Raw genomic sequence first — 24,828 nt, 5'->3', positions numbered from 1 at the left:
ATAAACAATTGCCGGAACATAATGTAAAAACGAAAGTAAACACCCAGCGCATCAATAGCCTGTACAGGGTAATTAAATATTGGGGGTTAACATTGGATGCTCAGAGACTGACCATCGTAAGAAACCGTTTGTTGTTGAACAGAATGGGCTGATACAAACCTGATGACCAAGGTGCGCTTAGCTAACATGCCAGCAAAGCTGCCACGCCGCTCACCCACTTCTAAACTCGCAACTGAGTCATGCCAAATGTAATCAATTTCTGAGTATTCTCCTTGCTCGTAACGATAGCTATCACCCTCGTCTTCATACAGCGTGAACTGCCCATCAGCTCCAGCATAGACTTCAATAGTGAGCGGATCGCACGGTAGCTCATCATGATATTGAACATCTGGACCATGAGGAATAATTGCCCCAGCTTTTACCAGTAAAGGCATTATATCGATAGGTGTGCCCATTGCTAAGGTTTGGCCACCTTGATAACAATGTTTGTTCCAGTAGTTGTACCAAGCTACGCCCGCAGGCAACACCACATCTCTCTCGGCAGGAAACAGCTCTGTAGATTGCTGGCTTAAACCACTGTGCGCCCAACTTAAACTGCACTTAGATGACCCTTGCCAATGCGCGTACTCTACCCGCAGTGAATATTGTCTCCCTGCTTGAAGCTGGCTTTTGGCTTTGTGATTTACTTGCGCTTGCGACTGCCAACTATCAATAATTAATTGATCATCTAGATAAAAACGCACACCGTCATTGGCGTGAATCAACCAATCATACTCACCGTCTACAGGCGCGGTTAACAAGCCTAACCAGCGCACACTATAACCACTCAAAGGTAAACCTGCTGGTGGCCCACCCGCCCAATTTCCATCTAGCGTTTCACTGGTTTTTTCGCTCACAAAATGCTTGAAAGCATCATCGCTAAAGTGCTGCTCGATCACTCCGATATGGCCACTGGTTGTGGTTAACTGCTCTGGAGCAATCAGCTGTTGCTGCAAGTTTTGCTGATGAAACATTGCTTGAGTCACCGGGCACACCATTAAGCTATCGCCAAACATAAACTGGTCACTAATATCATGTAACTGATTTTGCTGCCTAAAATCAAACGCCAGCAAACGCATCATGGTGCCACCTTGCTGAGTCACCCGCCATGCTTGTGAATAGATGTAAGGCAATAAGCGATAACGTAATTTGTCAAACTTAAGCAGAGCATCAAAGGCCCAATCACCAGGCTCGCCAAACTGATAAATTTCTCTGGGGGTATTTGCACCATGCGAGCGGAATAGCGGGCAAAAAGCGCCATATTGGAACCAACGAACATACAATTCTTTGTAAGCATCATCATCGACACCTTCGGGGAAGTTAGCACCAAAACCACTGGTAAAAAATCCGCCAATGTCGGTAGTCCAATAGGGTAAACCGGCCGCACACAAATTAAGTCCAGCGGGTATTTGTTGCCGCAGTACCTGCCATGTGGCGCTGATATCGCCCGACCAACAGGCCGCGGCATAACGCTGCTGGCCTAGGTAACTGGAACGGCTAAGCGTAAATACCCGCTTATCTTCAGCTCCTTGGCTAATTTGTTGGCGTTGCGCTTCATAAACACCACGGGTGGTCATTAACGAGTACCCATTTAGCACTTTTTTCCAAGAGCCTAATGCGGTATCTCGCTGTTGATAACAAAATTCCACGCCATCTTTAGGCTGCTGAGTGGAGATAAATTCTGGCTCGGTGCCGTCCATCCACAGAGCGTCTCCCCCGAGATCCATTAAGCCTTGTTTTACATGTTTCCAGTATATGTCTCGGCCTTGCTGGCTATACGCATCGTAAACATGGCCGTTGGCCCAGTGCTCAGTTTCAAATAAGTAGCCTTGCTCTAGCAGCTCATTAAATACTGGGCTGTCTTTGCCCACTATCGGCCAAATAGACACCATTAACTTGAAGTTCATGTCGTGCAATCGCGCAATGGTGCTAGCGCCGTCACCAAAAGCAGCCTTATCAAACTGCATGGCACTCCAACCGAGCTCCCCCCAGTACTTCCAATCTTGAACAATGTTATCGATGGGGATATTTTTATCACGGTAGGTTTGCGCGGTCGCTAATAAATCCTCTGCATTTACGTAGCGCTCTTTACTTTGCCAATAGCCATAAGCCCAACGACCAAATAACGGCGCGGCTCCAGTTAACTCTCGATAATGTTGAATAATGTGATCAAACTCAGGGCCATAAATCAGATAAAACTCAATGCATTCGCCCGCTTCACTGCTAAAGCTAAACGCCTCACCTTGGCTGGCAAACTCAGTAAAAGACAACTGATTCCACAATACCGCATAGCCTTTGCTAGACAGCAACATGGGCGCCGCAATACCTTTGTTAGATTGGCAAATTTCTCGGCCTTGATTGTGGTAATTAAAAATACCGTCGGGATACTGTCCAAGGCCATAAAATGCTTGCTCACCAGCACTTAAAAATTGCTGCTGTATATGCTGCTCGCCGTCGGCTTGAGGTTGAATAATGGAGTCGGCCAAGCTTAATAACTCTTCACCTTGAAGGGTGCTAAGCACCAGCATTTTTCCTACCCGTTCAAGCCTTAACGCGGAACTAGCAATATGCTGTTCAGAACAGCTTTGTGGCGCAATACCGGTTTGCGGTAACACCACTAGTTCAGCCAAATTATGGCTAGTTTGTAATGCTGTTTTATCTAAAGATATTTGTACTTTAAGTACATTGTCATGAATAAACTCTAAAGCGATAACAGTAGAAGATTCCGCAGGGGAAAGCGCTTTAGCGCTAACAAAGTGAGCCGACATTAAGCAAACCTTAAAACAAAGAAGTTAACCTAAGTGTAATCTATAAACTTACTTAAAAAGTGGTGTTAGCGACTAAAAGTGACGTCTAACCCAGCCCCAATTCGCCAAGTGTTTACAAAGCAAACAAACCCTCTTAGATAACCCCCTACATTGCTTACTTTAACCACTCGCGAGCTTGTTCGGTAATGGCGACGACAGCGGGATTACTGACACGCCGTTCGGCAGATATGGCAAAAAACTGCTCACGTACTGCCTCAGTACAGCCAATAACCTCTACTTTGTATTGATTGACCACTTCATCGGCAATTGCGGTAGGTACAGTAAACACCCCGGTGCCTGCTTGTCCAAAGGCTTTCATCAACGCGCTGTCATCAAACTCACCAACAATTTTGGGGTGAATGTTTTGTTTATCAAACCACTGCAATAAACGAACATGCATTAAGTTTATTTCACTTGGGATCAGCAATGGTGCGCCATCTAAACTTGCAGGGAAATCGGCAGTTAAGCGTTTGGCCAATTCAGGCACTGCCAAAAAACTAATACCACTTTCACCTAAAGGGTGATTAAAGCCGCGCACACCTAAACCCGGTGGCACAGGGCCGTCAGCCAATACCAAATCTAAGCGGTTCAAGGCTAACTCGGCGAGTAGGCTTTCTAAGGTATTTTCTTTGCACACCATACGTACATCATCAGAAAGATTTAATGCCGGGGCAAGCAGGCGATAAGCGATAGTTTTAGGTACCACTTCGGCAATGCCTACTTTAAGTATTTGCGGGCGCTCGGTGGGCCCATTGCGTAAAGCGTCTTCTAATTCATCGCCCAATGAGAAGATCTCATCGGCATAACTCAGCGCCAATCGGCCTGTCTCGGTGAGTTCTAAATTTCGCCCTACTTTTACAAACAAGTCATCACCAAAGTGCTGCTCTAGTAAACTAATTTGGCCACTAATGGTTTGCGGAGTGATGTGCAGTGACTCACTGGCTCGAGCAATTCCACCTTGCTTGGCAGCTACCCAAAAGTAATGCAGATGTTTGTAGTTAATCATCAGTAAACACTTCGAATTTTACGAACAATTAGCAAAGTATATTCGAGTATACCTAAGTATTAAAGACCATTAAGGTAAAGCTTCGTGATTCAAATCATCCTTAGGGATCCAGGAGCAAACTATGCCGGGCACCATGAAAATTGATATGCACTCACAACACTTTCCGTTAGGCGAGTCTTTACAAGATTACATTCGCCGCCGTATTAACTTCGCCTTAGGTACCCAATACGACAATATCATGCGCATTGCGGTAAGGCTTTCCGATAGCAAAGACACCAAAGGTAGTGCCGGTAAACGCTGCCAAATATTAGTTAAACTTGCCGGCCAAGCCGATGTAGTAATTGAAGATATTCAAGCTCAGCTTTATGTCGCAATAGACCGTGCAGCGAGTCGAGCTAGCCGCTCTGTTACGCGTAAAGTCGCACGCATGCGCAACAAAGCCTTACGTGCGCCACACATCAGTGTTGAAGATTATTATGGCTTACAGGATAAAAACAATAACTTGCATGATGACGAGGTCGATCCGCTAGATGATGAATTTCTAAATGAGGAATACGCTTATTTTGACCCACAACAGCAGCTCGACCTTCCCAACACTCAGCAGCCCATCAAGGAGTAAATATATGATCTCCAATACACCTTCGCAGCCAAACGAGCTCGCTAATGAGTCGGTTTATGCCAGCAATAAAGTGATTCGCAATACCTATGCACTGCTGTCTATGACACTGTTATTCAGTGGCGCAAGTGCGGGGCTATCTATGGCCTTAAATCTGCCACATCCGGGAATAATTCTGACCTTAGTTGGTTACTTTGGGTTGCTGTTCGCCACCGTAAAGTTGCGCAATAGTGGCTGGGGGCTAGTGAGTATTTTTGCCTTAACCGGTTTTATGGGCTTAACCCTTGGTCCCATATTAACCGCCTATTTGAGCTTACCTAACGGCGGCATGATAGTGACTCAAGCCATGGTGGCCACCGCGGTGATATTTATCTCGCTATCGGTGTACGCCATCACCAGCAAAAAAGACTTTAGCTTTATGGGAGGCTTTTTAATGGTGGGCATTATCGTTGCCTTTCTTGCAGGATTGGGCGCGATATTGTTCTCGATTCCGGCCTTGTCATTGGGTGTATCGGCAATGTTTGTATTACTAATGTCGGGCTTAATTTTGTATGAGACCAGTAACATTATTCGCGGGGGCGAAACTAACTACATCATGGCCACTACGTCTTTATTTGTCGCCATTTTCAACTTGTTCACCAGCCTGCTACATCTTCTCGGCTTTTTAAATGGCGACGATTAACCCAGCCAATGAGGAACTATTATGAGTATTCAAAATCTACTTAACCAATTTATGGGTAGCTCCGACAGTGCCAACCAAAACGCTCCGCAAAGCCAAGGTGTGCTGGGTTCACTCAGCAATAATATTCCAGGAGGATTAGCAGGAGGAGCCGCCGCAGGCGGACTAATGGCCTTGCTAGTCAGCAATAAGTCTGCACGAAAATTTGCCGGCAAAGCAGCCACGGTAGGTGGCGCAGCGGTACTTGGAGGCTTGGCCTTCAGTGCATTTAGCAATTGGAAAAAGCAAAGCGGCAGTAAATACAGCGCAGATACCAGTGCCCAAATGTCAAAAGTGAATCAACAAAGCTTTAGCTCTTCTGCCACCTTAAATGACGATTTTCAATTAACACTGATTAAAGCAATGATCGCCGCCGCCAAAGCAGATGGCCACATTGACGAAGCCGAACAACAGCGAATATTTGAAGCCTTAGAGCAAATGGCCTTAAGTGATGAAGCCAAAGCGACCTTGTTTCAATTGATGCGCCAAACCATCACCATTGGGGAGCTAGCCAATGGAGTTGACAGCATTGAGCAGAAATCTGAACTTTACTTGGTATCTTGTATTGCGATAAACGTAGACAACTCGGCTGAGCAAGCGCATTTGGATGGCTTGGCGTATGCCTTAAGGTTGCCCTTTGATCTTGCTGAACAGCTACAAAAACAAGCCCAACAAGCGCTCGACCAAGCGGCTTAAATACTAGCCTTTCACTTACTGGCAGGGATGCTAGTAACTATCTTTAGTGGTTTGCCGCGCAACTAAAGATGTTGAGTGAACAATTTGCTATTATTAGTCGCATTCAACACCCATGAGCTAACAACGTGAACCGCAAAAAGAAAATAAACGATACTTTGAAAAAAAGAGCTAAGAAAGCCAACGCCAAAAATCAGAAAACCAATAAACCGCGTTATATTTCTAAAGCTGAACGTGCGGCAATGGAAGAACAACAAACCAACGAAACGACTAACGATAGCGCAGAAGCCCCTGCTGAATAAGCGCTAGCACCCACAGCGTTCTCCCTTTCAAAAATAAGCCGGCTAACATCCCTCTGAGGCTTACTATCAAACGGTTCACTATCAACACGCTTATGCTTACCTTTAGCCTTCTATTTTTCCATTCTATTAAGTGATTCATCAACGTTCATGCAAGCATGAGGCAGTTCACAATAGCGGGTTTTCGCAATCCAATTATCAACTTTCACAGTGCTCACCTTATAAAAGGGAGGATAAGGTAGCCAACAAGCTGAATACAGTTCAAGGAGTATGACACATGCACCAGCATGCAATTAAAACCGGATTTTTCAAAGTGGCTGCCGTCGCAGCGGCTTTTTGTGCGTTACAACTAAACGCAGCTCCATTGCGTGAAGTAGTAAAAGACCAAGACCAATTTATTGGTGCGGCGCTAGAAACACGCCACCTTCAAGACAAGCAATTTGCCGAAACACTGGCCCGCGAGTTTAACCAACTCACTCCAGAGAACGAAATGAAATGGGGTTACCTGCAGCCAGAGCGCGGTAAATTTACCTTCGACAAAGCCGACCAACTAATTGACTTTGCCCAGAAAAATAACATGACGGTACGTGGTCATGCGCTAGTGTGGCATATTCAAAACCCCGCTTGGTTAGACGAAGGCGAATTCAGCAAAGAAGAAATGCTGAAAATTATGGAAGAGCACATTACCGAAGTAGTGAGCCATTACAAAGGCAAAGTACAATACTGGGATGTAGTCAACGAAGCCCTAGATGACAACGGTGGTTGGCGCCAAACTATTTGGTACAACACCATTGGTGAAGAATACATTGCTAAAGCCTTTGAATTTGCCCATAAGGCCGATCCTGATGCGATTTTGGTTTATAACGATTACTCAACCGAGGGTAAAAGCCCTAAAGCCAATGCTGCTTACCGTTTAGTAAAAAAACTAAAAGAACAAGGGGTGCCTATTCATGGCATTGGTACTCAGGCTCACTTAGTAGTTGGCGTAGCACCACGAGTAGCTGATATTGCCGCAAACATTGAACGCATTAGCGAACTCGGTTTAGAGTTCCACTTCACTGAAGTTGATATTCGAATTCAAGGTGAAGCAAGCGATCGCTCATTGCAGCAACAAGCTAATATGTATGAAGATTTAGCCAAACTAAGTGCTTATTTTGATAACGTTAACTTCTTTACCACTTGGGGTATTAGCGATAAATACAGCTGGATACCACATTGGTTCAAAGGCTTTGATCACGGCTTGTTGTTCGATAAGCAATACAAAGCTAAGCCTGCTTATGTGGCGGTAAACAAAGTATTTGCCGATAAAGCTCAAGGAAACTTTGATTGGGAGCCACCAGCACCGTTAGCTGATACTGGCCGTCGCTTTGAAGCCTTTATTAGTAACGAAGCAGAACAACATCTCAAACTAGATGGTCAAGCGGCTAAATGGAAAAACGCGGTATTCTACCCGTTTGCTTACAACCAATTAGGTGGAAAAGACTTAACCTTACCTGCTGAGTCTGATATTTCAGGTCGCTTTGCTATGTTGTACAAAGACAATACTTTGTATGGCCGTGTTGAGCGTAAAGACGATAAAACCGTGACCAGTAATAAAGCTCAAGTATGGGAAAATGATTCGGTAGAAGTATTCCTTGGCTTTGGTGAAGAGTTTGCCCAGATTCGCGCTTTAGTTGGTGAAGAGTTTGCCCCTAGTGCTTTCCAAGCAGAGATTAAAAACTACTGGAGTGAAGATGGTACAGTGATGGAGTTTTCTATTTCTCCTAAACAAACCACCGAGCTGGCGGGCGCAACCTTAGGTTTCAATATAGCCTTAGCAGACAACGATGCTGGCGCAGACGCCGGTCGTCATGCTCAACTATACCCAGTACCAGGCACCAACAATGGTTGGCAAGGGCACGACTTTGGTGAAGTATTCTTTACCGCGCAAAACCGCGAAATTAGCGAAGGCCTAAAAGGCCAAGTGGTTAGCTTTAAAGCTGAGCCACTAAAAGACCTAGACCCAAGCGTTGAGTTTAACCTAGCACAGTGGGCAAATGCTTACCATTACCCGTTTGCCTTTAACCAACTCACTCCAGATGACCAAACACCGCCTAGCCAAGACATTATTCACGGCACATGGCGCGTAGCATACTCTGGAAATACCTTGTACGGAGTGGTTCATCGCCAAGACAATGTAACAGTAACGAGTGGTGATGATTGGCAAACAGACAACGTTGAAATATTTATCAAAGTTGGTGAAGAGTTTGTACAGTTCCGCAGTATTGTGGGTCAAGACTTCCAGAAAAATAGCTTCCCAGGAAAACGTGTAGCGAAGTGGAATGACGATGGCACCATCATGCAATTTGCTATTGAATTGCCTGTTAAAGACTTGGGCGGCACCACCATTGATTGGAACATTGCCCTAGCCGATAACGATGATGGCAGCTCGCGTAGCTCTCAGCTATACCCAGTTCCAGGTAACAATACCGCCTACCTAGGTGAGCAGTTAACTATTTTGGAATTTGTTAAATAAGCTGTCGCTCTACACCTTAAAGCCCCGTTTATTACGGGGCTTTTTTTTGCCCTTTCCTCACACGATTAAAACTCTGCGATTCCCCTGTGATCGCAGGCGTTGATCTACCACTACACTAAAGCTTACTATTAGCTAGCCGATAGCTAATTAAGTGCTTGTATAAACAAATGCTTAGTTAATTTCCTAAGAGGCCTGCAATGAGTTTTGAGTTGTTCAAAAAAGCGTTCTTCACCATGGTGCTAATAGCCATTGGCGGTGCGGCCTTAAGCTATATGTTCATTTACCATGTGAAAGGCCGTGGGGTAAGCGCCAAAGATGGTTGGATGTTTGATATTGCTGGTTATCATCAAGCTATACGTGAATCTAAACTCACCAATAAACCAGTATTTTTATACCTGCGCCGCCAAGCTTGTCAGCGCTGTATTGCCTTTGAGCAAGACTACCTAAATGATCCTGAGCTGAAACGTATTCTCAATGAATATGTAAAGGTGCAGGTAAACATAGACACCGATCGAGACCACGAGCGCTTTGCTGATCAGTTCAACTTAAACACCTACCCTTCTATGTTTATTATGTTCGACCAAGAACACCCTATTTCTACCTACTTGGTACTGGAAATGGCACAAATTTGGGTGGCCCGCGACACGTTAAAAAATGGAAACTTTATGCCGCTTTCGCCGACAAGCTTTCGTTTATCTGTGACCCATGCGACAATATTGGCACGAAAAGCTGCCAGCATGGACGACTCAAACAGTGAAACACCCCCTTAAGTTTATAACCTTCAGTTTATTTGTCGTTTCACTGTTATCTACTAGCTTCACCAGTTCTGCCAGCGCCATGTTAGAAGGCCCGCTAAATAATGATTGGGGCATCGCCTTTGGCTTTCGTAATGCCAGCATTCCCTTTCGCTCTGAAACCAGCAGCGTTTCTGATGTGGTGCCTTTGTTCTTTTATAAAGGTGAACGGGTCTACCTAGATGGGCTAGCCGCCGGTTATAAATTTTGGAAAGACGATGATTTCGATGTAGCTGTTATGGGACGCTACCGCTTCTTCGATATTCCTTCTGAGTATCAAAATCAAATCCGTGGTGACGGCATAGATTACGGATTACGCAGCCAATGGCGCTTTAAACCCGACTATTCCTTTAACACCGAGCTGCTAAGTGATGATGTGGGTAACCTACACGGTAATTTAGAGCTCACTTGGCAAAAGTTTTACAAACGTTGGTATTTCGCGCCTTACGCTACCGCTCATATCAAAAGCAGCGACTACAACACCCGTTATTACGGCCTAGAACTGTTTGAGACCAAAGCCGACGTAGATATTAAAGCCGGTATAGATATGCGCTATCAAGTATGGCGAGACTTCTTTTTAGTCGGCCGCTTCGGCGGCACGTATTTAGGCCACGAAACGCAAAAAGTCGATATTATTGATAAAGACTTTCAGTTTGAAAGCTTTATCGGAATAAGCTTCTTTAACAAGCAGTATCAAACCACTTCAGGTGATTGGCCAAAGGGCTATTTACGGGTTTCTCACGCTTGGGCAACCCCTTCTAACCTTGGCGATATCATTCACTTCAAGGCAGAAAAAGACGAATACAATAACCAGCTCAGCTCAATATTTTATGGTCACTTACTCAGCGAAACCTTGTTGGGATACCCGATTGATGTATACCTAACACCCGGCTTGGCTTACCACCACAGTTCAGAAGTTCAAGATCCTATTCTGGAATATGTCATCGCGTTTAAGGCCTACTACACCTTTACTTGGCCTATTCGCTGGCGCTTTGGCGTGGCCGAGGGTTTATCTTACGTGACTAACATTACTTACATTGAAGAAGTAGACCTAGCCGAAGATGGCAAAGGCTATAAACCCAGTAAGCTACTTAATTACTTAGATTTCTCTTTAGATGTCAACCTTGGTGATTTATTTAGAAAACCCGAATTAGACAACATGTGGCTAGGTTACAATATTCACCACCGTTCCGGTATTTTTGAGAACTCTTCACTATTTGGGCGGATTAAAGGCGGCAGTAACTACCAAGGCCTGCACTTCCAATGGCATTGGTAGGGTTTATTGCTTAGTAACGTTTAACAAATACATTGCATGATGAGGGCGTCTTCTCGCCCTTGCTCGTGGCAAGGGTAATAGGCTTTACGCCGGTCAATCTCGCTAAATTCAAAACGTTTATAAAGCTGCTGAGCCTTATGGTTGCTAGCACGAACCTCTAGCAGTATATGCAGCCACTGTTGCTGCTCTGCCATGTTAAACATGGCCTGCATAAGCTGCTTTCCTAAGCCTTGGCCTTGAGACTCTGGTGCGACTGCGATGTTAATTAGCTCGGCTTCTCCAGCCACCACCCGCAAAACAACATAAGCCAACAAGCGTTGCCCTTGCCACAACCCTAAGTTGCGATACAAGCCGCCAAAATTACTGGCCAGCAAATCTCGGCTCCAGGGGTGCGAATGGGCTTTTTGTTCTATGGCTAACATCAGCGGTACATCCATTAGCGATAAAGGGCTTAACTCTGGTTTAAGATCTGGCTGCATATTTGTTGCCATAGTATTCGTTTAGCTTGTTTGTTATTGGCAAGCTGCTCTGGGTCACAACGCAGCAACTGTGGTAGTTTGGGGGGATACTCACTGGCCTCAGCCCACAATACCCAGCCCTGATAACCTTCTGGAAAGTGCTCGGCGCTGGTACAGTGTACATCTGCCCAATCAAGCTTCATGGCGGCTATAATGCCTTTAAACAAATCGAGGTGCTGCAGCAAAACCTTCGCATTAATCACCACAACCAAAGGCCAAGCCGGGAGCTCTTGCAAGGGTTTAGCCACCAGTGTCTCTCTGGTTAGCCAAACATCTATCCCCATTTCTTGAAGATAATGATGTGCTTTTTTATCTATCATTACTTGCTTCTATTTGGTCACTGGTAGTCATAGTTAGCGCGGCTTTTTGTTTAAGCTTAAGGTAGCTTTTCCCGAGCGTTGCGAGCGGGACTTTTGAAACTTATCTCGCGTGTTGCTACTCGCTGCTTTATTGACAAATACCGTTTTCTTACCAAGCCCTTGTTTAGGCTTTTCTGCTCCAGTGGTTTGAGTAGGCGCAGTTTTACTCGAATGCGTTACCGCTTGATTAATCTCGGCCATCTCGGCTTCAGTTAAGTTACGCCATTGCCCTGGGCGTAAATTGTCTAAACTCACGTTCATTATTCGGGTGCGTTTTAACTTAGTCACTTCGTAACCTAGGTGTTCACACATGCGGCGAATCTGCCGATTCAAACCTTGAGTAAGAATAATAGTGAATACAAATTTGCTGTTCACCCTTACCTTACAGGGTTTAGTCACCGTATCTAAAATAGGCACACCACGCGACATACGTTCTACAAAGCGTTCGCTTAGCGGTTTATCTACGGTAACGACATATTCTTTATCGTGGGCATTTTCTGCGCGCAGAATTTTGTTAACAATGTCGCCATCGCTGGTAAGAAAAATCAAACCCTCAGAAGGTTTGTCTAAGCGCCCAATGGGAAAAATACGCTGCTTGTGGCCAATGGCATCAATAATATTGCCTTTAACATGCAATTCCGTGGTGCTGGTAATACCTATTGGCTTGTTATACGCAATGTATACACGATCAGATTTATTGCTAGCAATGGCCTTAATCAACTTGCCGTCTACCGCTACTTTATCGCCTGGCTGCACTTTAGTGCCTAGTTCTGGCTTACTACCATTAATGGTGACACGCTGCTGTTCAATCAGTTTGTCGGCTTCGCGACGCGAACAAAATCCAGAATCACTGATAAATTTATTGAGGCGTTTTTCGGTTGATGAGCTCACAAGAGGTTCCACTAGCTAGTTAACGCGCCTATTAAACCATAGAACAGCAGGCTGAATAAGCGCTTTTAGCCTTAGCCAGCCATTTGCTCGGCCATTTCTCGGCCCTGACCGCGGATTTTGTCAATGGTAACGTAAAATGACGAAGGCAATACCAAAGCACCAGAGTTAGCATGGCTAGCAAAATAATCGATTTTTGCGGCTTTGCTTTCTAGTTGATCCCAATCTTTATGTAACTGGCAAGCAAAGTGCAGCACCAACGCCCGCAAGGGTTCTATATTGGCCGCATCAGGATTGACATGAAATTCAATGGTGTCGACTAGGCGAGGAGCAAACTTCCATAGGCGAGCCAACTCAGCACCCAATTTAGCCGTAGTAGTGCCTAACACCTCTAGTTGCACAGATTGAGGATCTTCGCCTTCAGCTTCTCTCTCCGCTATTTTGGTCGCCAACTCGGGGGTGAGGCTATACACCATCAAATCACCAATATTATGCAAGATACCGGCAGTAAACATTTCATTGGGGTCTATGCGTACTTTTTCAGCAATAGCACTGGCAATGCTAGCGATTTCAAAAGTATCGCTCCAAAACTCACGCATATTTAAATTGTTCACTCGCGGAAACGAGCTGGTTAGCCAAGACACAACAATCATGGTTTTAAGCGGGGCAATGCCTAAACGAATCACCGCTTCGTTAATCGAAGCAATAGTACGACTTCGGCCAAAATGTGCAGAGTTAGACAATCGCAATACGCGGGCACTAATCACCTGGTCCATGGCAATTTTCTTAGACAACATCGAAAAATCACAATCGGGGTCATTAAGCATGTTAACCAGCTCTTGCACCACACTAGGTACTTTAGGCAATTCGTTAACACGGGATAGCAACTCTTGTTCCGTCATCCAAGTCTCCTGCTCGAGCGTTCGCCCTGTTAACCAAAGCGAATAACTTGTGCGCTGTATACGCTATCTAGTACTACTTTATGCCAGTGTGAACAAGGACTTCAAGCAACAGCCGTAAATAACAACCATATCAGTAGTTAACAAGAGGGTAAAGCAAGGTTTTGTCAGTAGACGCTTTTAAGGTAATTCTGCTATGGGAGGGTGGTGATAAAACGAAATACTGGAGCTTGAATAGCTACTTAGAGTCGATGAGCGCACGATTTAAGACAAGCAAGCTTAGTCATTGTATTGTCACGTTGAATGATGTGTTCTGCTACACCGGGATAGCAAACGCGAAGTTTACGAGCCATCTATTATCACCTTCAAGTTCACCCTTTAAGACAAGCATAAGCAATTTAATTTGACTCTGACCCCCTTTTATTTTCTTAATCCCGTAATGCTTTTTCTAGCCACACATTAAAAGAAGCCACCTCAAATGTTACCGACTTGTTACCTAGATCTACTACAATGACCTTAGGATTTCCGGACATGTCGCTTCCGTCAAAATAAGCCTTCCAGTCATTTAACTGGGCAAATGGAATCAAGTCTTTTTTCGCTAGATTTGCCCACTCTTTTTTTGTATTCCTTAGGCTCCAAGACAACTGCCCTCCCTCTGTGATCGCATCGTCAAACCACCAAGTAATTTCTTTAGGGAACTCTAGACCTTCAGCAATCTTCAAATATAGGACCGGGTACTTAAACCCTGAAGGAAGTTGTTCTTTCGCATAAGGTGTAAATGAGTTTTGCACTGTTACTCTCCTGGAATATCTGCAAATAAAAGAAATAAAAAAATAAAAGGGGTCAGAGTCACTTTATCTCACCTAGTCTATATGCTTTCGCCAACCTTCTCTTCTACCACGAATGCTTTCCGTCACTCTCAGACCTGTTAGTGTTTCTATTTCTTGTTTAAATTGTTCGCTGCCTAATGCCAAACCTTTATGGGTTGCCTGGCGAATATCATTAAGCTGCTTTCCTTCAATATCATTGTTAAACAAAGCGCAATAAGCTTGTTGCCGTTCTGTCTGTGAGTGACCTAAACGGACATACAACTCATGCTCACTCAGTAAGCTACTACGTTTTCCTAAGGCACTGCACTGATAACTAGACCACGAGTAATCCGCAGGGTCACTAACCATGTTGGCGCGCACAGGGTTTAGTTCTATATATCGGCAAACTTGCATAAAGTAAGCTTCACTCTCGATTAAACAAGATTTAAACCGCCCTTCCCACAACGTACCTGAGCGTTGGTAACGACGGTTAAAATAAAGAACATACATACGCCCTAATGACTGCATCATTTGTGATATTGCTGTTGCAGTGGAGGGTGTGCAAAGTAAGTGAACATGGTTGGTCATTAGCACCCAAGCGTGGATAGCCACATCGTACTTCTTAGCGTATTGCTTTAGCCAAGTCAGGTAGGCTTTCATATCTTCTTCGTTAGCAAAAATCACCTGACGATTATTACCACGTTGAATGATGTGTTCTGCTACACCGGGATAGGAAACGCGAAGTTTACGAGCCATCTATTATCACCTTCAAGTTCGCTCTTTAAGACAAGCATAGGCAATTTAATTTGACTCTGACCCCTTTTATTTCCTTTTATTTAATTTGACTCTGACCCCTTTTATTCATCTATACAACAACATCGGTGATAGTTGTTTTGAACAACGTATTGGAGTATTCCCATGCGAAGAACCCGTTTGGCCTTGACTCAGCGGGAACGTCCATATATGTCCTTTTTTTACCAGATAAATTGAGTAAAGGACTAAAAATCAATCAGGCACACACGCTCACCAGAGCGGTACTCCTTAGCTAAGCGAACCGCATTGGTCAAAAACTGCAAGGTATAAACTGGGGGTAACTTACTGGTGCCGTTCTCTCGAGCAACGCGTTCTGTTTCGAGTGCGTCTACATCCCCTTTTAATACACAAGAATAGTAATAAACATCATTTCTAAAAGGTTTTAACTCGTACACGCGGCTTAAATAAGCCGCCATTACCTCCGGCTTACTTTGCTCTTTGTACCACTCTTGAGCCATAACTATGGTTTGCGGCAAATGCTCTTCAAGCACTTCGCCATTTTCAGGGCGCACACGTAGAATGTCAGACAATAACCAATTTAGCTCATTATCCTCTCTAATAATGCCGACTAACTCAGCAAACCAAGAAGGGCTCGTAGATAGTCCAACCTCAATAGATTGCATAGGTGGGTATTTAAGTAAACGAGGAGTCACACTAAAAAAACCAAAATCCCCTTCAGTTTCTACAGTAAATTTCCAGTCTCCTGCTCCAATATTCTTCGCTTCATAACGCTTCTTGTAAAAAGCTAAAAATTCTCTTTTTTTCATCACTCTCCTACCTCATTTAAGCCTGCAACCCTTTCAACTTTTACTGGTATCCCGTCAGAAATAAAAGGGGTCAAAATAAAAGGGGTCAGAGTCACTTTATCTAGTTATCTATAGGGAAGCACTCAGGCTTCCCCTGCTATAACCTCTCTTTTAAGTACTTAAGGCTTAAACGCGCGTTCCGCCCTTCTTAACGGCCACATAATCATACCTCCAAACAACAAAGCTGCCACCCCGCTATAAGCCAATAGTACTGGCTCTATCGATATACCGGGCTTAAAATTCTTTAATACCTTTTCTAGGGTTTCCCAGCGCTGAGGGCTAAACATATATTTGGCTTTTTGATAGTAAGTTCCCTGCTCAAACACGCTAATAGCGTTACTCAGTTCTTGGTATTCGTACATTGTTTGCTGTTTTTGCTCAGCATCTGTGCGTACTGCTAAATTGGGATTTTTTTTGAAATCATCAATCATCTTTTGGATGCTAGGGTATTTATGTAACTCCGCATTTTGTTGATAGCTATCCACTTGCTGTTGAAGCGCATCAAGTTGACCGCTGACAAACTGCAAGTAGTGGTTGCTTAGTGGTGGCAATTGCATAAAGCTCAAAAGCAAAATCGCAAACACAACCTTATCTAAGGTATTAACAAGCAATGCACGCTCCTTTTAACAACTGATGTTCAACAACAACCAACAATAAGCGAAGCCACTGCATACTTCAAAGTGATTAAACTCTATTGCTTGCAGATAAGCGGTTGAAGCAAGGAATACTGTTTGAGAGAAATGACAATAAATAAGGTGACAATATAGGTGTATAAGATGAGGAGGAAACAGTCGGTTTTAAAACGAAAAAAGGATGTCCTAGGACATCCTCAATTCTTAATTTGGTACCAGAGGCCGGACTTGAACCGGCACGTTATTTCTAACGGGGGATTTTGAATCCCCTATGTCTACCAATTTCATCACTCTGGCATTTGTTATGCTCGCCTCAGCGAGTGATTGGCATTATAAGCTGCGTTTTTAGATTGGCAAGCGCTTTTTGTTTTTAAGTTCACTAAGTGTTTAAGAAATGCGCGTACTCGCAATTTGTATACTAAAACCGAGGAAAATCACATACAGACTCACTTCTTACGCAGTGAGTTTTGCTAACATACTTAAAATTCTTCAGAGTTCGTCAATCATGAGTAAAAACCAATCTACCGCTACGCTGCCCAGCGCAGGCTTTTTTCGACGCCTTGCTGCTTATATTTATGACGCACTAATGGCTATCGCTATTGGCATGGTAGCCACTATGTTAGGGCTGGCTATGGTAGCTTTAGCTACCGCATTAGGCTGGTTAGTGCTTGATGAGGGTGTAGAACATTCTAGCTACCTAGTAAGCCAGATATGGTTCCAAGGCCTTATTTGGGGAAGCATTATTCTGTTCTACATTTGGTTTTGGTGCAATCTTGGGCAAACTATAGGCATGCGTGCTTGGCGGCTACGAGTACAAAACAAAGATGGCTCTAACATCAGTTACACCCAAGCCCTGATCCGCTTATTTACCTCGGCGTTGGGCGCAGGTAACTTGATGGTATTGGTGACTAAAGACAATACCGCATTTCAAGATATTTGGGGCAGATGCAAAGTTGTAATCCTTCCGAAAAAGTAGTGCTTAGGTTCTTCGATTAATTAAGAAGAAAGCGATGCCTAGCACCAATACGCTAGGTATTGCAGCACTAATGTAAGGGTGAACCCCGTACACTAGGCTCATAGACCCCAACACTTGATCCAGAATGTAATAACTAAAACCTGCCACCACACCCAGCATAATTTTAGCGCCCATGCTTGAGCTACGCAGTGGCCCAAAGACAAATGATAGCGCTAGCAACATCATAATACCGGTGAGAATTGGCATCATTAATTTGCGCGCGAGAGCCAATTCGTAACGCGCTGGATCTTGGCGATTCTGCTTTAGATAGGCGATGTAGGAGTACATACCAGTAATGGATAGATCGTGCGGTTTAATCGTTACCACACTCAATTTATCAGGGGTTAAGGTGCTGCTCCACGGGTAGTCCTCGTAAAGCTGCTCGGTAACGCCGTTGTCACTAAAATCAATCACTTTTGCTTCACGAATAAGCCAGCGATTTTTATCGTAGTAAGCTTGATTGCCTTCAACTTGTTGGTACAAATCGGCATCGTCGTTAAAGCGATAAATAGTAATATTGAACAGCTCTTTGTTTTCTTGTACTTCGCCAATGTTTACAAAGCTTTCGCCGTCTTTGGCCCATACACCACGCTGCACGGCCACCATTGCGCCGCCCGACATTTTGCTTGAACGCAGCTCTTTCGCCGCCATGTCTGATTGGGGAGCAACATACTCGCCCAACAACATCATCACTATCATCATTGGCACGGCTGTTTTAAGTACCGCTACCGCGATATTAAACCGAGATAAACCCGCGCTTTGCATTACCACTAATTCACTGGTGCTAGCTAAAGACCCTAAGCCGATTAACGAGCCAAGCAAGGCCGCCATGGGAAAGAAAATTTCTAGCTCGCGCGGTACGCTCAATAGCACATACCACAGAGCGTCAGCGATTTGGTAATCACCTTGGCCAACACTGCCCATTTGCTCTACAAACTTCACTATCATGCTTAAGCTTTGTAAGGTAACCAGCACCAACAAGCTAGACATAATAATTGTACGGCCTACATACCAATCAAGAATCCGAAACACAGGCCTTTCCTTTAATCTTTCCGCGTATTCTCAAGAAATACTCACTTCTAATAAACAAGTAGAACAGTGCTATAAACAACATTAATGCATGCACCGACCACAACCCTATTTCGGGCGCTAATTTACCGTCTTCCACACCACTGCGCGCGGCGCTGAGTAAAAGGTAGTAACTCAAATACAATAGTATGGCTGGCAACAACTTAGCGTAACGCCCCTGCCTTGGGTTAACCGCCGCTAAGGGCACTACCATAAAGGTAAGAATAGGAATGGTAAGTGGCAGCGATATACGCCATTGCAACTCGGCAATATGGGTGAGCTCTTGCGAGCCAATTAGCTGATTAGTGGGTAAAGACCACAAACGCCGCTGCGATTGGTTGCCTTCTTGCTCGCGTAAGTACACGCGGTAACGTTCGAAATGCAAAATGCTAAAATCTAGTTCTTCTGGTGCCTGTTCGTAACGTTTGCCGTTACTTAACACCATCCATTGAGAACCGTCGGTACGACGCTCAATTCCTCCTTCTTCCGCCATCACTACCGATGGGCGTGTATCACTGCCTTCGGGTGGTGTGTGTGCAACAAATACTTTTTCTAGGTGTTTTCCTTTGTTTTCAATTTGCTCTACAAAGGTGACCACCCCACCGCCTAAAGATTCAAAGCGCCCTTGCACTAGCACCGACATGCCCGCTTCAGCGTCCATTTGGTCAAACAACTGCTGTTCTAACTCATTGGTATAGGGGCTTAAATACAAAGTATTGAAACCCGCCGCTAACGTGGAGATTAATCCAAGAATCATGGTGTCGCGCAACAATTGAGCAGTACTATAGCCACAGGCTTGCAATACCACCATTTCACTATCGGCGTATAAACGACCATGAGCCACTAAAACACCAATAAACATGCTGATCGGTAAGATAAGGATCAAAAAGGCAGGCATGTTCAATAACATGACTTTTGCAATTATTTCACCGGCCACATTGCCTTCAGCAGCTTGTCCCAATACACGAACAAACTTTTGTGAGGTGAAAATCAGCATTAAAACTGCCAACACCGCGAGTTGGGTTTTTGCAGTTTCTTTAAATAGGTAACGGAATATTAGCACTCAGTCATTCACTTCAAACATAGAACTTTGCTGGTAATAGCAAAAAATTCAGATAAACTTTCTATTTTTTACAGTTTCACATAGCAATATGTGCCTGTATAACTCATATTTATTTAAACAGCAGATAGAATCGGCCAACCCGTTTTAGCAGGCAAGCTATCTTAACCCAGTTTTGGTGATTGTAGGAGTATTCATGGAGTTTAGCGTAAAAAGCGGTAGCCCGGAGAAGCAACGTAGTGCGTGTATAGTTGTTGGTGTGTACGAACCACGTCGTTTATCTCCTGTTGCCGAGCAACTAGATAAAATTAGCGATGGCTACATTAGCGCCCTGTTACGCCGAGGCGATCTAGAAGGTAAAGCTGGCCAAGTACTGTTATTACATCATGTACCAAACGTACTTAGCGAACGTGTATTATTGGTAGGCTGCGGCAAAGAGCGTGAGTTAAACGAACGCCAATACCGCCAAATCATCACCAAAACCATTAATACCCTAAACGAAACCGGCTCAATGGAAGCCGTTTGCTTCTTGCCAGAGCTGCACGTTAAGTCTCGTAATACTTATTGGAAGGTTCGCCAAGCGGTAGAAACCACTCAAGAAAGCTTGTACAGCTTCGACATGCTAAAAAGCAATCGTGAAGAGACCCGGCGCCCGCTACGTAAAATTGTGTTCAATGTGCCTACTCGCCGTGAATTAGCTATTGGCGAAAGCGCGGTGCAACATGGTTTAGCAGTGGCTCAAGGTGTAAAACATGCTAAAGACTTAGCCAATCTGCCACCGAATATTTGTAACCCTGCTTATTTAGCCGACCAAGCTAAAGAGCTGCAAAGCAACTACGAGAACGTGAAAGTAAGCACCCTAGGTGAAGCCGAAATGGCAGAGCTTAAAATGGATTCTTACTTAGCGGTAGGCCGAGGTTCTGACAACGAATCAATTATGAGTGTGATTGAATACTGCGCACCGGGTTGTGAAGATCAAAAACCCATTGTATTGGTGGGTAAAGGCTTAACCTTTGATTCAGGCGGTATTTCTTTAAAACCAGGCGCAGGCATGGACGAAATGAAATACGACATGGGCGGCGCTGCTGGCGTATACGGCACCATGAAAGCCTTAGCCGAATTACAACTGCCTCTTAAAGTAACTGGCATTTTAGCAGGCTGTGAAAACATGCCTGGTGGCAACGCGTATCGCCCTGGCGATGTAATTACCACCATGTCAGGTATCACCGTTGAAGTATTAAATACCGATGCCGAAGGACGTATGGTGTTATGTGACGTACTCACCTACGTTGAGCGTTACGAGCCAGATCTAGTGATAGACGTAGCCACCTTAACTGGTGCTTGTGTGGTAGCACTTGGTCACCATACCAGCGGCTTAATGACACCACATAATCCGCTCGCTCATGATTTACTCAATTGTGCAGAGCAAAGTGGTGATAAAACCTGGCGCTTGCCATTGGGTGAAGAGTACCAAGAGCAGCTAAACAGCAATTTTGCTGACATGGCCAACATTGGTGGTAAAACAGCAGGCTCAATTACCGCAGCTTGTTTCTTGTCGCGTTTCACTAAAAAGTACAACTGGGCACATCTCGATATTGCCGGTACAGCCTGGAAATCGGGCGGTGAAAAAGGCGCAACTGGGCGACCAGTGCCATTACTCACTCAATTCTTGCTAAGTAAAACTGACCAAGAATTCGAAGAGTAAGCGCTAAACCGGCAATAATAAATGGGGAGCATTAGCTCCCTATTTTGCTTTTTCTAGGCATCAAAAAAGGGCGTCTACGCCACTAACTAAAGATTGCCGAGCATATTTCAAACAAGTAGTCTCTAGCGTATGAAAGCGAAATTTTATATCATGCCCGATTCTGTCACCACTGACAGCGAAGCACTCGATAAAATAGTGTGTGAGATCCTCGCACAGTACTATCGAAATGGTGAGCGAATACAAGTGTATACCTCATCAAAACAGCACGCAGAGCGGTTAGACGAAGTGTTATGGCAATTTGAGCCAGAACAATTTGTACCGCACAATCTCAGTGGTGAAGGCCCTCAAGGTGGGGCGCCCGTCGAGATATCTTGGCAGGCACCAAGGCAACGTCGCCAGTGTTTAGTGAACCTCACCAACACCGCGCCAGATTTTGCCCGAAATTTTCAGCATATTATCGATTTTGTGCCAGCAGATGAAACCGGTAAGGCTGCGGCTAGAGAACGTTATCGAGTGTATCGCCAACAGGGTCTACAATTAGACACCGTAGCGTACACAAACCCAGACATTACATAGAGTCAGTACATCCAATGGAAAAGACCTACAACCCAAGCGCAATTGAACAAGCGCTATATCAAGAATGGGAACAACAAGGCCACTTTAAGCCGCATGGCGATACATCTAAAGAAGCCTACAGCATTATGATCCCACCGCCTAACGTAACTGGCAGCTTGCATATGGGACATGCGTTTCAAGACACCATTATGGATACGCTGATCCGCTACCAACGCATGCAAGGTAAAAACACCTTATGGCAAGTTGGCACCGACCACGCCGGTATCGCTACGCAAATGGTCGTAGAGCGTAAGATCGCAGCAGAAGAAGACAAAACTAAGCACGATTACGGCCGTGAAGCCTTTATCGACAAAATTTGGGACTGGAAAGCCGAGTCTGGCGGTACCATTACTAAGCAGCTACGCCGTTTAGGTGCATCGGTAGATTGGGAGCGTGAACGCTTCACTATGGATGACGGCATGTCTAAAGCTGTTGAAGAAGCCTTTGTACGTTTATACGAAGACGATTTAATTTACCGTGGCAAGCGCCTAGTAAACTGGGATCCAAAGCTTCATACCGCTATTTCAGACTTAGAAGTAGAAAATAAAGAGCAAAAAGGCCACATGTGGCATTTGCGTTACCCGCTGGCAGATGGTGAAACCACCAGCGAAGGTAAGAACTACTTAGTGGTTGCTACCACCCGCCCAGAAACCATGCTGGGTGATACTGGTGTTGCGGTTAACCCTGAAGACCCGCGCTACCAAGCGCTAATTGGTAAGTTTATTGAACTACCTTTAGTTGGCCGTCGCATTCCAATTGTTGGCGACGAACACGCCGATATGGAAAAAGGCACGGGCTGTGTAAAAATCACCCCTGCTCACGATTTCAATGACTGCGAAGTAGGTAAACGCCATCAATTGCCAATGATCAACATTCTTACCTTGAATGCTGATATTCGCGATGAAGCAGAAGTATTTAATACTAACGGTGAACCCTCAAACGCTTATCCAACAGATATTCCTGCGGAGTTTCAAGGTTTAGAGCGCTTTGCAGCACGCAAAGCGATTGTTGCCAAGTTTGATGAATTAGGTTTACTTGAAGAAGTTGCCGACCACAACAACACCGTGCCTTACGGTGACCGTGGTGGCGTAGTGATTGAGCCAATGCTTACCGACCAATGGTATGTACGCGCAGCACCACTAGCTAAAACTGCGACAGAAGCCGTTGAAAATGGCGACATTAAGTTTGTCCCTCAGCAATACGAAAACATGTACTTCTCTTGGATGCGTGACATTCAAGATTGGTGTATATCTCGCCAACTTTGGTGGGGTCACCGCATTCCTGCTTGGTATGACGAATCAGGCAAAGTATATGTAGGCCGTAACGAAGCCGAAGTACGCAGCAAACACAGCTTGGCTAACGATGTTGTGCTTCGCCAAGATGACGACGTATTAGATACCTGGTTCTCTTCAGGCTTATGGACATTCGCCACGCAAGGCTGGCCTGAAAAAACGCCTAACCTAGCCACCTTCCACCCAAGTGATGTGCTGGTTACCGGTTTTGACATTATTTTCTTCTGGGTAGCCAGAATGATCATGATGACCATGTATTTCATGAAAGACGAAAACAATAAGCCACAAGTACCGTTTAAAACCGTGTACGTAACGGGGCTTATTCGTGATGAAAATGGCGACAAGATGTCTAAGTCTAAGGGCAACGTGCTTGATCCATTAGACATGATTGACGGTATCGATTTAGAAAGCTTAGTGACCAAGCGTTGTGGCAACATGATGCAGCCGCAGCTCGCCAAGAAAATTGAAAAAGATACCCGTAAAACCTTTGAAGATGGTATTGAAGCCCACGGTACCGATGCTCTGCGTTTCACCCTTGCTGCCATGGCTACAACAGGTCGTGACATTAACTGGGACATGAACCGCCTAGAGGGTTACCGTAACTTCTGTAACAAGTTATGGAATGCTAGCCGTTACGTACTAATGAATACCGAAGAGCAAGATTGCGGTAAAGACGGTGGCGAAATGGAGTTTTCGCTGGCTGATCGTTGGATTGAAGGCCAATACCAGCAAACCGTTAAAGCTTACCGTGAAGCACTGGATACTTACCGCTTCGACATTGCCGCTCAGCTTATTTATGAGTTCACCTGGAACCAGTTCTGTGGTTGGTATTTAGAGCTTACTAAACCAGTATTGTTTAAAGGCACTGAAGCCCAGCAACGTGGTACACGTAATACTCTGCTTAACGTTCTAGAGAGTTTATTGCGTTTAATGCACCCAATCACACCGTACATTACTGAAACTATTTGGCGCCAAGTTGCCCCACTAGCCGGTAAAGCTGAAGCAACAGATAGCATTATGCTGCAAAGCATTCCTGAGTTTGATGCTTCACGCATCGACGAAGCAGCAGTGGCAGATTTAGAGTGGCTTAAGCAGTTCATTCTGGCTATTCGTAACATTCGTGGTGAAATGGACATTAGCCCTAATAAACCACTAAATGTATTGCTGAAAAATGCTTCAAGCGAAGATTTACGCCGCTTAAACGATAACGCCCCATTCTTAGCCTCTTTAGCTAAGTTAGAAAGCACCACCGCATTAGCCGAAGGTGAGGCTGCTCCAGCCTCTGCCACCGCTATTCTTGGTGATATGGAAATCTTGATTCCTATGGCTGGTCTTATCGATAAAGATGCAGAGCTAGCACGTATCGGCAAGCAACTTGAAAAGCTAGATAAAGAGCTGTCTAAAGTATCAGGCAAACTGTCTAACCAAAAATTTGTAGCTAACGCGCCAGAGCAAGTTATTGCAAAAGAACGCGGCAAGTTAGAAGAGATGGAAAATGCCAAAGCTAAGCTAGTGGCTCAGCAAGAGACTATTGCAGCGCTTTAGTATTCTATGATTAAAAAGTCCTCCTGCGGGAGGACTTTTTT

General features: G+C 44.8%; 23 protein-coding genes and 1 tRNA gene. 11 read left to right on the top strand and 13 right to left on the bottom strand.

Annotation, left to right across the window (positions count from 1 at the left end; all coding sequences use genetic code 11):
- Nucleotides 1-86: 86 nt before the first annotated feature.
- Nucleotides 87-2,807, bottom strand: a complete 2,721-nt coding sequence (locus Q4549_RS11005) for a TIM-barrel domain-containing protein (protein ID WP_303551605.1) — start codon at nucleotides 2,805-2,807, stop codon at nucleotides 87-89.
- Nucleotides 2,808-2,961: 154 nt separating this feature from the next.
- Complete coding sequence (gene nhaR, locus Q4549_RS11000) at nucleotides 2,962-3,852, bottom strand: transcriptional activator NhaR (protein WP_303551608.1); 891 nt, start codon at nucleotides 3,850-3,852, stop codon at nucleotides 2,962-2,964.
- 121 nt (nucleotides 3,853-3,973) lie between these two features.
- Here nhaR and Q4549_RS10995 point away from each other — a divergent pair, with 121 nt between their 5' ends.
- From Q4549_RS10995 to Q4549_RS10965, 7 genes are all read left to right on the top strand, one after another.
- Nucleotides 3,974-4,471 carry an HPF/RaiA family ribosome-associated protein gene (locus Q4549_RS10995; protein WP_303551611.1) on the top strand — a complete coding sequence of 166 codons (498 nt, stop codon included), beginning with the start codon at nucleotides 3,974-3,976 and terminating at the stop codon, nucleotides 4,469-4,471.
- Between the two features lie 4 nt (nucleotides 4,472-4,475).
- Nucleotides 4,476-5,150 (top strand): Bax inhibitor-1/YccA family protein, encoded by a 675-nt coding sequence (locus tag Q4549_RS10990; protein WP_303551613.1) that lies wholly within the window; start codon nucleotides 4,476-4,478, stop codon nucleotides 5,148-5,150.
- Between the two features lie 21 nt (nucleotides 5,151-5,171).
- Nucleotides 5,172-5,882 carry a tellurite resistance TerB family protein gene (locus tag Q4549_RS10985; RefSeq protein WP_303551617.1) on the top strand — a complete coding sequence of 237 codons (711 nt, stop codon included), beginning with the start codon at nucleotides 5,172-5,174 and terminating at the stop codon, nucleotides 5,880-5,882.
- 125 nt (nucleotides 5,883-6,007) lie between these two features.
- Entirely contained in the window at nucleotides 6,008-6,181 is a 174-nt protein-coding gene (locus tag Q4549_RS10980; protein WP_303551620.1) for a DUF2986 domain-containing protein, read from the top strand.
- A 274-nt stretch (nucleotides 6,182-6,455) separates the two neighbouring features.
- On the top strand, nucleotides 6,456-8,693 hold the full coding sequence (locus Q4549_RS10975; protein ID WP_303551623.1) for an endo-1,4-beta-xylanase: 2,238 nt from the start codon (nucleotides 6,456-6,458) through the stop codon (nucleotides 8,691-8,693).
- Between the two features lie 197 nt (nucleotides 8,694-8,890).
- On the top strand, nucleotides 8,891-9,463 hold the full coding sequence (locus Q4549_RS10970) for a thioredoxin family protein (protein ID WP_303551626.1): 573 nt from the start codon (nucleotides 8,891-8,893) through the stop codon (nucleotides 9,461-9,463).
- Nucleotides 9,447-10,763, top strand: a complete 1,317-nt coding sequence (locus Q4549_RS10965; RefSeq protein WP_303551629.1) for a MipA/OmpV family protein — start codon at nucleotides 9,447-9,449, stop codon at nucleotides 10,761-10,763. The genes Q4549_RS10970 and Q4549_RS10965 overlap by 17 nt, the downstream gene beginning before the upstream one ends.
- Before the next feature lie 20 nt (nucleotides 10,764-10,783).
- On the opposite strand, the gene rimI is transcribed toward Q4549_RS10965, so the two are convergent.
- From rimI to Q4549_RS10920, 9 genes are all read right to left on the bottom strand, one after another.
- Nucleotides 10,784-11,242 (bottom strand): ribosomal protein S18-alanine N-acetyltransferase, encoded by a 459-nt coding sequence (gene rimI / locus Q4549_RS10960; RefSeq protein WP_303551632.1) that lies wholly within the window; start codon nucleotides 11,240-11,242, stop codon nucleotides 10,784-10,786.
- Nucleotides 11,215-11,601, bottom strand: a complete 387-nt coding sequence (locus tag Q4549_RS10955) for a DNA polymerase III subunit psi (RefSeq protein ID WP_303551635.1) — start codon at nucleotides 11,599-11,601, stop codon at nucleotides 11,215-11,217. The genes rimI and Q4549_RS10955 overlap by 28 nt, the downstream gene beginning before the upstream one ends.
- 33 nt (nucleotides 11,602-11,634) lie before the next feature.
- The gene (rluF, locus tag Q4549_RS10950) at nucleotides 11,635-12,531 is read right to left on the bottom strand and encodes a 23S rRNA pseudouridine(2604) synthase RluF (protein WP_303512192.1); all 897 of its coding nucleotides are present in this window, start codon (nucleotides 12,529-12,531) and stop codon (nucleotides 11,635-11,637) included.
- A gap of 71 nt (nucleotides 12,532-12,602) precedes the next feature.
- Entirely contained in the window at nucleotides 12,603-13,430 is an 828-nt protein-coding gene (locus tag Q4549_RS10945) for an HDOD domain-containing protein (protein WP_303512190.1), read from the bottom strand.
- Nucleotides 13,431-13,855: 425 nt separating this feature from the next.
- Nucleotides 13,856-14,218: a hypothetical protein gene (locus tag Q4549_RS10940; RefSeq protein ID WP_303551637.1), complete on the bottom strand. Its 363-nt coding sequence runs from the start codon at nucleotides 14,216-14,218 to the stop codon at nucleotides 13,856-13,858.
- Nucleotides 14,219-14,290: 72 nt separating this feature from the next.
- On the bottom strand, nucleotides 14,291-14,992 hold the full coding sequence (locus tag Q4549_RS10935; protein WP_303551639.1) for a transposase: 702 nt from the start codon (nucleotides 14,990-14,992) through the stop codon (nucleotides 14,291-14,293).
- 242 nt (nucleotides 14,993-15,234) lie between these two features.
- Nucleotides 15,235-15,816, bottom strand: coding sequence for a hypothetical protein (locus tag Q4549_RS10930; RefSeq protein ID WP_303551641.1), 582 nt, complete (start codon nucleotides 15,814-15,816; stop codon nucleotides 15,235-15,237).
- A 158-nt stretch (nucleotides 15,817-15,974) separates the two neighbouring features.
- Nucleotides 15,975-16,466 carry a DUF2937 family protein gene (locus Q4549_RS10925; RefSeq protein WP_303551644.1) on the bottom strand — a complete coding sequence of 164 codons (492 nt, stop codon included), beginning with the start codon at nucleotides 16,464-16,466 and terminating at the stop codon, nucleotides 15,975-15,977.
- Nucleotides 16,467-16,697: 231 nt separating this feature from the next.
- Nucleotides 16,698-16,784 (bottom strand) — tRNA-Leu (locus tag Q4549_RS10920).
- Nucleotides 16,785-16,992: 208 nt separating this feature from the next.
- Between Q4549_RS10920 and Q4549_RS10915 the strand changes: the two genes are divergently transcribed.
- Nucleotides 16,993-17,463, top strand: a complete 471-nt coding sequence (locus Q4549_RS10915; protein ID WP_303551647.1) for an RDD family protein — start codon at nucleotides 16,993-16,995, stop codon at nucleotides 17,461-17,463.
- A 3-nt stretch (nucleotides 17,464-17,466) separates the two neighbouring features.
- Here the strand turns inward: Q4549_RS10915 and lptG are convergent, their stop codons facing one another.
- A complete protein-coding gene (lptG, locus tag Q4549_RS10910; protein ID WP_303512174.1) occupies nucleotides 17,467-18,534 on the bottom strand; it encodes an LPS export ABC transporter permease LptG in 1,068 nt (355 codons plus the stop codon).
- A complete protein-coding gene (gene lptF, locus Q4549_RS10905; RefSeq protein ID WP_303551650.1) occupies nucleotides 18,518-19,633 on the bottom strand; it encodes an LPS export ABC transporter permease LptF in 1,116 nt (371 codons plus the stop codon). Before lptF ends, lptG begins: the two co-directional genes overlap by 17 nt.
- A 193-nt stretch (nucleotides 19,634-19,826) precedes the next feature.
- Between lptF and pepA the strand changes: the two genes are divergently transcribed.
- The 3 genes from pepA to Q4549_RS10890 all read left to right on the top strand — a co-directional run bounded on the left by pepA (nucleotide 19,827) and on the right by Q4549_RS10890 (nucleotide 24,787).
- Nucleotides 19,827-21,335: a leucyl aminopeptidase gene (pepA, locus tag Q4549_RS10900; RefSeq protein WP_303551652.1), complete on the top strand. Its 1,509-nt coding sequence runs from the start codon at nucleotides 19,827-19,829 to the stop codon at nucleotides 21,333-21,335.
- A 129-nt stretch (nucleotides 21,336-21,464) separates the two neighbouring features.
- Complete coding sequence (locus tag Q4549_RS10895) at nucleotides 21,465-21,911, top strand: DNA polymerase III subunit chi (RefSeq protein WP_303512168.1); 447 nt, start codon at nucleotides 21,465-21,467, stop codon at nucleotides 21,909-21,911.
- A 14-nt stretch (nucleotides 21,912-21,925) separates the two neighbouring features.
- Entirely contained in the window at nucleotides 21,926-24,787 is a 2,862-nt protein-coding gene (locus Q4549_RS10890) for a valine--tRNA ligase (RefSeq protein WP_303551655.1), read from the top strand.
- The last annotated feature ends 41 nt before the right edge of the window (nucleotides 24,788-24,828 follow it).

The sequence above is a fragment of the Agarivorans sp. 2_MG-2023 genome (assembly GCF_030548085.1).
Classification (GTDB): Bacteria; Pseudomonadota; Gammaproteobacteria; order Enterobacterales; family Celerinatantimonadaceae; genus Agarivorans.
This window is presented reverse-complemented; position numbering and strand designations above follow the sequence as displayed.

What these genes read in the sequence shown, in the direction of transcription:
- Q4549_RS11005 (WP_303551605.1), bottom strand. Translation starts at nt 2,807, where the DNA reads ATGTCGGCTCACTTTGTTAGCGCTAAAGCGCTTTCCCCTGCGGAATCT.
- nhaR (WP_303551608.1), bottom strand. Translation starts at nt 3,852, where the DNA reads ATGATTAACTACAAACATCTGCATTACTTTTGGGTAGCTGCCAAGCAA.
- Q4549_RS10995 (WP_303551611.1), top strand. Translation starts at nt 3,974, where the DNA reads ATGCCGGGCACCATGAAAATTGATATGCACTCACAACACTTTCCGTTA.
- Q4549_RS10990 (WP_303551613.1), top strand. Translation starts at nt 4,476, where the DNA reads ATGATCTCCAATACACCTTCGCAGCCAAACGAGCTCGCTAATGAGTCG.
- Q4549_RS10985 (WP_303551617.1), top strand. Translation starts at nt 5,172, where the DNA reads ATGAGTATTCAAAATCTACTTAACCAATTTATGGGTAGCTCCGACAGT.
- Q4549_RS10975 (WP_303551623.1), top strand. Translation starts at nt 6,456, where the DNA reads ATGCACCAGCATGCAATTAAAACCGGATTTTTCAAAGTGGCTGCCGTC.
- Q4549_RS10970 (WP_303551626.1), top strand. Translation starts at nt 8,891, where the DNA reads ATGAGTTTTGAGTTGTTCAAAAAAGCGTTCTTCACCATGGTGCTAATA.
- rimI (WP_303551632.1), bottom strand. Translation starts at nt 11,242, where the DNA reads ATGCAGCCAGATCTTAAACCAGAGTTAAGCCCTTTATCGCTAATGGAT.
- Q4549_RS10955 (WP_303551635.1), bottom strand. Translation starts at nt 11,601, where the DNA reads ATGATAGATAAAAAAGCACATCATTATCTTCAAGAAATGGGGATAGAT.
- Q4549_RS10945 (WP_303512190.1), bottom strand. Translation starts at nt 13,430, where the DNA reads ATGACGGAACAAGAGTTGCTATCCCGTGTTAACGAATTGCCTAAAGTA.
- Q4549_RS10935 (WP_303551639.1), bottom strand. Translation starts at nt 14,992, where the DNA reads ATGGCTCGTAAACTTCGCGTTTCCTATCCCGGTGTAGCAGAACACATC.
- Q4549_RS10930 (WP_303551641.1), bottom strand. Translation starts at nt 15,816, where the DNA reads ATGAAAAAAAGAGAATTTTTAGCTTTTTACAAGAAGCGTTATGAAGCG.
- Q4549_RS10915 (WP_303551647.1), top strand. Translation starts at nt 16,993, where the DNA reads ATGAGTAAAAACCAATCTACCGCTACGCTGCCCAGCGCAGGCTTTTTT.
- pepA (WP_303551652.1), top strand. Translation starts at nt 19,827, where the DNA reads ATGGAGTTTAGCGTAAAAAGCGGTAGCCCGGAGAAGCAACGTAGTGCG.
- Q4549_RS10895 (WP_303512168.1), top strand. Translation starts at nt 21,465, where the DNA reads ATGAAAGCGAAATTTTATATCATGCCCGATTCTGTCACCACTGACAGC.
- Q4549_RS10890 (WP_303551655.1), top strand. Translation starts at nt 21,926, where the DNA reads ATGGAAAAGACCTACAACCCAAGCGCAATTGAACAAGCGCTATATCAA.